Annotated in this window: 10 protein-coding genes and 1 pseudogene; 2 read left to right on the plus strand and 9 right to left on the minus strand. The window is 35.4% G+C overall.

What is annotated here, in order from left to right; translation table 11 throughout:
• Both BKK50_RS10755 and BKK50_RS10760 read right to left on the minus strand, forming a co-directional pair.
• On the minus strand, window positions 1-250 hold a 250-nt coding region (locus BKK50_RS10755; protein WP_143529815.1), incomplete at its 3' end, for a hypothetical protein.
• A 202-nt stretch (window positions 251-452) separates the two neighbouring features.
• Window positions 453-983: pseudogene (locus tag BKK50_RS10760) on the minus strand (transposase); the annotation flags it as partial.
• Window positions 984-1,066: 83 nt separating this feature from the next.
• Between BKK50_RS10760 and BKK50_RS10765 the strand changes: the two are divergent.
• The gene (locus BKK50_RS10765; protein WP_077417912.1) at window positions 1,067-1,396 is read left to right on the plus strand and encodes a helix-turn-helix domain-containing protein; all 330 of its coding nucleotides are present in this window, start codon (window positions 1,067-1,069) and stop codon (window positions 1,394-1,396) included.
• 196 nt (window positions 1,397-1,592) lie between these two features.
• Window positions 1,593-2,348 (plus strand): HNH endonuclease, encoded by a 756-nt coding sequence (locus BKK50_RS10770; RefSeq protein ID WP_077417914.1) that lies wholly within the window; start codon window positions 1,593-1,595, stop codon window positions 2,346-2,348.
• Window positions 2,349-2,567: 219 nt separating this feature from the next.
• Here BKK50_RS10770 and BKK50_RS13085 read toward each other — a convergent pair whose 3' ends face one another.
• From BKK50_RS13085 to BKK50_RS12525, 7 genes are all read right to left on the minus strand, one after another.
• Window positions 2,568-2,822 carry an RHS domain-containing protein gene (locus BKK50_RS13085; RefSeq protein ID WP_077417916.1) on the minus strand — a complete coding sequence of 85 codons (255 nt, stop codon included), beginning with the start codon at window positions 2,820-2,822 and terminating at the stop codon, window positions 2,568-2,570.
• Window positions 2,823-3,369: 547 nt separating this feature from the next.
• Window positions 3,370-3,879 (minus strand): hypothetical protein, encoded by a 510-nt coding sequence (locus BKK50_RS10785; protein ID WP_077417920.1) that lies wholly within the window; start codon window positions 3,877-3,879, stop codon window positions 3,370-3,372.
• 25 nt (window positions 3,880-3,904) lie between these two features.
• Window positions 3,905-4,267 carry an ankyrin repeat domain-containing protein gene (locus BKK50_RS10790; protein ID WP_077417922.1) on the minus strand — a complete coding sequence of 121 codons (363 nt, stop codon included), beginning with the start codon at window positions 4,265-4,267 and terminating at the stop codon, window positions 3,905-3,907.
• A gap of 55 nt (window positions 4,268-4,322) precedes the next feature.
• Window positions 4,323-6,065: an RHS repeat domain-containing protein gene (locus BKK50_RS10795; protein WP_077417924.1), complete on the minus strand. Its 1,743-nt coding sequence runs from the start codon at window positions 6,063-6,065 to the stop codon at window positions 4,323-4,325.
• 30 nt (window positions 6,066-6,095) lie between these two features.
• Window positions 6,096-6,740 carry a GAD-like domain-containing protein gene (locus tag BKK50_RS12625; RefSeq protein ID WP_077417926.1) on the minus strand — a complete coding sequence of 215 codons (645 nt, stop codon included), beginning with the start codon at window positions 6,738-6,740 and terminating at the stop codon, window positions 6,096-6,098.
• Window positions 6,741-6,753: 13 nt separating this feature from the next.
• Window positions 6,754-8,145, minus strand: a complete 1,392-nt coding sequence (locus tag BKK50_RS10805; RefSeq protein ID WP_077417928.1) for a polymorphic toxin type 15 domain-containing protein — start codon at window positions 8,143-8,145, stop codon at window positions 6,754-6,756.
• Window positions 8,135-8,771, minus strand: a 637-nt coding sequence (locus tag BKK50_RS12525) for a bacteriophage T4 gp5 trimerisation domain-containing protein (RefSeq protein WP_425272393.1), incomplete at its 5' end; no start/stop codon positions are given. The genes BKK50_RS10805 and BKK50_RS12525, both read right to left, overlap by 11 nt.

An 8,771-nucleotide genomic window follows, 5' to 3' on the forward strand; every position in this document is an offset into this window, starting at 1 on the left:
AACCCAATAACTCAGAAACCGCACCTAGAACATTACCTGAACTGAGTTGAACGGCTAATTGGCTACCTTTGGTGAGGGTATGTTGGCTTAGATTTAGGACTTTCTCTGCGTTACCCACTACCGTTTTAATATCCGATAAAGGTTTACTAAGCATTTCCGCCCCTGTCAACTCAACCAAATCTGAGACACCATCAATCACATCCTTTGCGGAAGAAACACCCTTTAAAGCATCTTTAGGTAATGAGGTCATAAGTTATCCCTAAAAATCTTAATATTCAAATGTCTATATTATAGCCACAAAGATAAGTACTTTAAAGCGTTCTTGGAGCACCTTATCATGATGGGAAAATAGTGATTTAATCCTGTCTCTTTATCAGAATATTGGTTTTGTAGGCGGAACGGTTGGTGTATTTCATCCTTGAATTTTGTTTGTACATTCAGCTTGCTCCACCTCGTATATTTGAATTGGCATTTTCTTTTAAAGGTCTATCTACACGTTCTGCTTTCTTATTCTTTGGACGTGGTGCGGAATGCACATAAGTGCCGTCAATATGGATTTCGCCTGATAAGGGAAAAAGCTCACGCTGTACAATCAGGCTTTCACGGATTTTATGTGATAAGGTAAAAGCGGTTTTGTACTGTACATTCAAATCACGGGAGAGCTGGCAGGCTGAAATGCCTTTTACCGCATTCACAAATAATGCAATAGCGAATAAGTAGGTTTGAATCGGCAACTTGTGATTTGCAAAAATCGTACCTGACGTGATGCTAAACGTGTGTTTACAATGTTTGCACCGCCATTGTTTGCGAGTAGAGATGAAATAGGCTTGATGTTGTACACCACATTTAGGGCAAACTTGCTCGTTTTTGCTTCTCCAGCGTAATTCATGCAAGATCGAAAATGCTTCCGTATAAGATAAACAAGCTATCTTAATCGGACTTAATTTTCTTTCAGAGCTAGATAACAAAAATCTTTGTGCCACAAATAAAAAAATGTACAATATGAGTATATAAGATGATTTAATCTTACTCAAAAACTACATGAAAGTCAATATTGGATACAAAAATGAGTATAAGTAACCGTTTAAGAGAAGTGATAGAGTATAAAGGCTTGAATATCAAAGCCTTTGCTGAGTTACTTAATGTACCTTACCGCACCCTTCAGAACTATTTGCTCAATGAACGTGATCCGAGTGCTGAAGTTTTAATCAAAATAAGTGATGTACTAAAGGTAGATTTAAATTGGTTAATGTGTGGTAAAGGGGAAATGTTCTGTCAATCTTTGGAACATCGGCTTACAAATAAAGAGAAAGATTTGATTAATCACTATCGAAAAATGTCTAATGATACTCAAATAGTCTTTGATATAACTTTTAAAAATCTAACAGAAAAGTAGTGCTATATTAGTCTACTTCTGATGTTACATTGCTCGATTGAATCTTATTTGTTTTAGTAAAGTCCCAGGTAAAAAATCAGAGAGTACAGTGCAAAAAGTAAAAAGCTCAATTAGCACCTAAAAGGTTCAAATAATACACTAGTATAAATCTACCCACTCAGATTTTAAAACCTATAATTATTAAAGGAAAATATTTATGAGCCTACAATCTAGATATATATCTTCTATTGATAATAATATGCTATTTTCGAGATCTGCTGGTCGTTGTAATATTTGCAAAGAAGAGGTTCCTCATATAGCTGAAAGAGCCCATATTATAGCTCATAGTACTGATGGACCTCGGGGTGATATTCAATTTATTGGAAACACAAACTCATATGATAATCTTATTTTATTATGCCCAAATTGTCATTCTGAAGTCGATAAAAATCCGCAGGATTACTCTGCGGATAAGTTACGTAATATCAAACTTCAACATGAGCAATATGTATCATTACAATTATCTAGTTATTCACAAGTTAGACAAAATGACATTTGGTGCATAAAACAGTTAGTTGATTATGGTAATCTATGCTATATACCTGAGTTTATAAATTCTTTACCAATCTCTGTGGATTTAAGAGTTTTAGATTGGTGTGATGTGTTCAATGTGCTTAGTCAGCGCCCCGCTATTTATCCATTCAGTGATGAGAGATTGCAGTACTATTTTAATAATTTTATACAAAATTTTGAACAATTATGGGAATGGGTTGAGGGCAATACTTTAAATCATCTACACTTTGGTCAAGCAGAACTAGATTTTACAATAAGAAGGCAATATCAACATATAGAATTTGAAAGAAATAAAGAAATCGATAATGCGATAAATCTAAGAAAAGATTCTTTATTAGAAGCTCATTCTGAACTTATTAAATTTTTGAGAAAAGAGTACTCTGAGGTGTTTTTACAATAGCAAATATTCTTAGGTAGAGCTCATCTACTGAACTGTGTGAATAAGAGAAATGTATTGGCAACAGAAAAAATAAGTAATTGTAAGTCTATTTTATAGCACTTAATTGCTAATCTGCTATACTAGAAAGAGATTTATATATAAATTTGGAGAAAATAAGTATGGCTAAGACAATATGCTTTTTCAAGCATAAAGGCGGAGTTAGCAAAACCACCACGACGTTCAATACGGCTGATGGATAGTATCATTGGCTTGATAACTTTCTTTTAACTTACCCCACCCCGTATAACTACCATACCAACAGACTTTTCCTTCCTCGTCGGTAAGCTCTCTCGGCACACCAATTTGGTCATTATGGTAATAATAACACCCGGTCGGTTTTTCATTATCTTTTGCAAATTCCAGTTGTGCCAGTGGCTCATAACTATTTGGGTGGCTGTAAATATAACTGAAAGTGCGGTCAGTTTTATGCTCGATTTATTGAACAAGATGGCTAGCATCCTAGATAAAATCTGTTTTCAAATTATTTTAATGTTCTAATCACTGAGCCGTAAGCATTACAAATTTTCTACATTCAAATAATATTTATCTAGAAACTTTATATACTCTTTAATTTCGGTACTATAAAACCTAACATAATCAGGTTCACATTCTTTATTTTTAAGTAAAATAAAAAGCCAATTTCTTAATAAGAAAATATCATCATAATTCATTAGACTAACTAATTTAGAAAGCCCATTTTCATATCCTAATAGCCATACAAATCCATCAAAAAAAATCTATGACACTTTCATTTTTTTATTTAGATAATTTCTTTGAGCAATAGGTAGAAAATAATTTATACCAGACCAATTTAGATCAGAAGAAGTAATCCTAAACTTATTAAACTCCACTATGGAATTTTCTGTTAATGAGGCTATATAATCATACTCATCTAAATCTTCTGGTCTAGTTATTTGAACGTATTCTCTTAGGTAAATAGTGATAGAATAGGGAAATTTTCTTAATGGAAGTAAATTCCTATCTAATAATAACTCGCACATTTTTTTATCCTATTTTTTATATCTTCTAACTGTTTTCTATGCCCTGAATCTCCGCCATTCCAACAAATGTCCCCTCTTAATTTTCTAGCGTTATATTCTCGATTTGCAACATCAATCCTCATATCTAATTGATCTTTTGTCATCTCAGGTAAACATTTTCCCAACCTTGATGTTTCTTTTTTGGCTTGCTCAACACCTTTTGTCAATTCTTCATAGACATCATCTGGACATTGAGGTCTAGGTATTAGATTTTCATTCTTAGATAATACTTTACTGCTACTATACACATCGTCATTTTGTTGCATTGATTGCCGAGCTCCAATTGCCCCAATCAAAGCGAATCCAGCTCTTCCCAATAAGGGTAAATGACCACTGCCGTAATAGTGATAGTTTATTGCTGATTGATTCGGCAACAGGGTTTTAAGCCGATTGCCATTTTTATCATACCGATACCCTATCACTTGGCTATTAGCAAAGCCTGAGTCGTTCATTTGCCATTGACGTTGTTTACTATATTTACTTTAGTAAAGCAGAAATTTCTTTTTTATGATTATGTGAGGCATTATTATTTACATCTATTGGTTGTTCACCGAACTCATTTTTAATAGTTTTAGAAGCATTATGTTTTAATAAAAGCTTTACAACATCAATATGTCCCATCATACAAGCATAATGTAACGCTGTATATCCTAAGTCTCCCTGTATATTAATATTTGCTCCATTATTTAATAATAAAATAATATCCTCAATTTCTGCATTCCGTGAAGAAATATGTAACATAGTATCATCAATAACACTTTTTTGATTGACATCAACTATCTTTACTCCTATAAAATCTGGATACTCTTCATATTTACAGAATAACGTATTAACATTCATGTTGTTCTCCATAAAACTCATTTAGAAAAATTATCTTGCTAACAGGAACACTACTTTAATATTTTTTTGTGCACTCCCTTCTATGCTCAGACTTTAAATTATTAATCCTATTATTCCAAGTCTGGATTTTTACATCATGACGACCAGGAAGCCACTTGTTATCCCATTTCTTATACAAATCAACGCATTTCTCTGCATGCTCTATTTTCTTTGATAGCGTTGAACATTTATTATGTCCTGGGGGAGGTGGGGTATCACAAAAATCTTTAGCATATTGATATTCTGCTTGTCTTACGCTCGCATTATCAATTGAACTTGTCTGGCTGTTAGATTCTGATAAGGCGACAATACCAGCTGCCACAGCTCCCGCCACTCCATACGCAACCCACTTAGGCCAGGCAGCATCTGTTGGCTCTGGAATTGCTGCATCAGCAGCAATAAATGATAAAACTCCTTTTGCAGCGGCCGCTGCACTTAAACCCAAAGGATCGCTCCATGCCTGTATTGAAGGTGCAAAAACATATAAATTACTTCCCCCAGCTAACCCAATCGGATCCAACTGCGTAAACCGCCCAATATTAGGCTCATAGTAGCGGAAGAAATTATAATGCAAGCCTGTTTCTTGGTCGCAATACTGATTTTGCAATCTAAATGGCTGATGAACAGTGTCATTGGCTTGATAACTTTCTTTTAGCTTACCCCAACCTGTATAACTACCATACCAACAGACTTTTCCTTCCTCGTCCGTTAGCTCTCTCGGCACACCAATTTGGTCGTTATGATAATAGTAACAAGCGGTCAGGTTTTCGTTATCTTTTGCAAATTCCAGTTGTGCCAACGGCTCATAGCTACTTGGGTGGCTGTAAATATAGCTGAAAGTGCGGTCAGTTTTATGCTCAATTTCCTGCACTAAATGCGAGCCGTCCCAAATAAATTCAACTTGGCTATCCGCTAAAATCTTGCCATTTTCTAACCGTACTTTTGATGTTCGTCTGCCTAGAACATCGTATTGATATTGCCATTCCTCTTTCACTTGATTTGGCTTTTGGATGATGGCTTTGATAAGTTGGTCCTTCACATTGTAGCGGTACGTCTGTATTTCCCCATTCGCCAATCTCCGTTCGCTTAAATTGCCAAATTCATCATAGCGATAATGATTGCCTTGATATTCCGTGACTTGGTTGTTTTCAATCCGTTGTGTTTCTTTCTCAATAAGGTTATGTGCCGGGTCAAAGTGGAATAATTCCTGCCCTGCAAGCTGTATTTGACCCAACTTGTCATAACGATAAGGCGTTTTCCCTGTGCGTAAATCGTCGGTTTCAGTCAGGTTGCCTACCCGGTCATATTGGTAATTTCTTCGGATAATATGGTCGCTTGTTGCGGCACTTTTTGAAGCCCTTTCGAGTGTTGCCAACTGCTGTGTTAATCTGCCCACCGGGTCACGGTTAAACAAGCTGGTTAAATTCCCTTGCGTTCGGCTAATCTCTCGGTGGAGCTTATCTCGGCTAAATTCGGTGATAAGTTGGTCGTTATATTTGATAGCAGATAAATGACCACTGCCGTAATAGTGATAGTTTATTGCAGATTGATTCGGCAATAGGGTTTTAAGCCGATTGCCGTTTTTATCATACCGATACCCTATCACTTGGCTATTAGCAAAGCCTGAGTCGTTCATTTGCCATTGACGTTGTTCGGTTAATCTACCAACCTTATCATAACTAAACGAAAGCGTATTTTGACCATCTGTCAGTTGGGTGAGGCGGTTTAATCCATCATATTGGTAATGGGTTTGGCTCATTTCACTGCTTGTTTTCACCCTTTAGCTCACTCAACGCCCAAAAGCCATTTTTCTTAAATCATTGATATCTATAATTTTCGGTTCGGCTAATTGTGCCAAAATATCCATTTGAATAAATAAATCGACTTTTTTCACATTTTTAAATATCTTTTCACCACCTATAAATAAAGGCGGTACAAAGGTAAACATTTCATTTTCTTTTAAAGGACCATAAGCTTGAACGCACTCTTTAAACAAGTCAGCTGAAAGATGCTCAACTTTCGCTCCTGTAAACACGCTTTCTGCAGCTTTATTTGCATAACCTGCCTCCAACAATGGATTAATATTTTCTTGAAACACCCATCCATTTAACGGATCAATTTCATATTTATCCCCATATTCTGGTTGCCAAACAACTAGCTCCCCCCAACCAGAGCGAGCTAACACATAACAATTCTCCGCCTGCTCTTCGGGAAGCCAGGTTTTTAATATATCCTGATACTCCTCAGGATTCACCGCCCAATACAACCCATCCATCACACTAAAAAAGCCATATTTTTTCCAATAACCGATAAACCATTCAGGCAAAATACCTGTGTATTTTTCAATTAATTCGGCATCTACAGGTTCACTATAGGTAATTTCTCCAAATTTCTTAAAAAAATAATCAATTTCATCCACAGTACGATAATCCATTTTTTTACCCCTATTATTTACAACGGTTTAATTCCACATTCATTTTGGCATGCTCACCATATTTAGCCATCATTTCTTTAGCATAATCATCCATTTCATCCAAACGCCCGTTTTTTCGCCATTGGCTACCAATAGAACGATTGATACTGGCATCGCCCAAACGCATGACCTTATCCTTTCCTCCCGCAATCATATCAGGGCTATGAAGTGCATCTAACTGCCGCATAATCTTTTTACTTTCATTTTTAGCTTGAATCTCTGCTTCATTTAAGGATAAACCACTCTTTCGGTAACTACCTTCTAGTGATTTTTCTATCTTTTTCTGGTAATTTTCCCTTGCCTGCTGCTGTGCTTGCCCACCTATGCGTCCATATTTTTCATAAATATCCCTTCCATCTAAATATTCCTTTGCACTTAATTGATTGATTCCATTTTGCTGATCTTTTAGCTGTCGATAATACTCTTTTTCAAATTTATGAATATCTTTTCCCTCAGACTTTGCCTTTTTTAATAAGCTATTGCTTGGTTGGAAACAGCGTATTGTCCGTCTTTCTGCTCTGGTTACATTTGGCGAGTGGCGAGATGTAGTGATATCTTCTTTTCGATTAAATTTAACATTCTGCTGTACTTTCAAGCCGCTTTGTTCTAATTCATCAGCGGTTTTTAATAAAATCACTTTAACTTCACCAATGCCTGCTGCCAATGGTTGTGGTGATTTTCCCAATAAATTTTCCGACAGGAGCAATGTTTTTTGCAAAAATTGTTTAATATCTTCAGGAAGAGGATAATCAAGCCATCCCCTAATTTTTAGATTAACCTCTCGCCAAAAATTAGTTATTTTTGAGCTATTTAATTGCCTTGCTTGCTCTCTAAATTGATCGGCAATATCTTTTAATACCTTATTAATTTGATTAGTTGAGATAATTCTGATGACTTTTTCATCTTGTAAAAATTCAACGATAGGTTCTAATGATGATTGCACTGCTTTTTCAATATTTTGACTACCATAACGCCTAATATTTATCATCACAATACGCCCCATCGCTTTTATACTATCACCTAAAAAAGGGATGAATCCTGAGAGGATCAAAATAAGCATTATCCATTTTTCTTGTTCACTATTTTCATTTTCCTCATCATAAAACGCATAAATACAAGCAATTAAATCCCTTATATCTAATATTATGTTTAAAATAGGGACAAGCCCCAACGCCGCATCTGCAACAATTTGACTAGTCGTTTGATTTGGATTCCAATTTCCAAGCAATGTACCCCATACCCAGTCAACTGTACCATGAAGAGTATTACCAATCCCCTCAACGCCTGATTTATAGGCTGTTTCTAATTCTTCATAAACTTCATTTAAAAATTTATTTGCGGACTCAATAAAAGAATCAAACCACATTTTTAATATTTTCCTTTTTGGAGAAAAAACGATTTAAATAAGCAGATACATCTTCTCTTTTAGGTATTATTTCATTATGAATCTCAATATCGACAATTTCACTAGCAGGATTTTCAATATAACAAACTCCTTGGTTATCTAATTTCCCTTTATATTGTTCTCCATTCTCGAAATACACCGTATAACTTAAGTTTTTTAATGGTTTTTTGTAGCTATCAAAATATTGAAATGCTAGCCATTTTGAATTTTCCGATAAAGCAGAAATTAATTCACTAATATCAACATTTTCATTCCCACAATTTATTTTGACAGGTTGTCCATTAATAATGATTTTCTTTGCTAAGATGGTGATCTTTCCATCTTGGGTGAGGGTGACTTTCCCACCTGCCGTTTCAAAAATAATGTTGCCTTCTGCAGAAGAAAGTAAGGTATCTAAATGAGAAAAATGCTGATAGTCTCCTTTCACATATTCAATTTTATTTTGACCAATCTTTTGCGTTTCTATCCCACCCACTGTTTTTTGTCTATTTTGATGCACTTCAATGTGTTGATCTTCACCAATTTTTTCACGGTGACAGTTGCCTACTTGGGTGGTTTTGTCATTAAGCACCACCGTATTCATATCC

The sequence above is a fragment of the Rodentibacter rarus genome (genome assembly GCF_001998965.1).
Taxonomy (GTDB): domain Bacteria; phylum Pseudomonadota; class Gammaproteobacteria; order Enterobacterales; family Pasteurellaceae; genus Rodentibacter; species Rodentibacter rarus.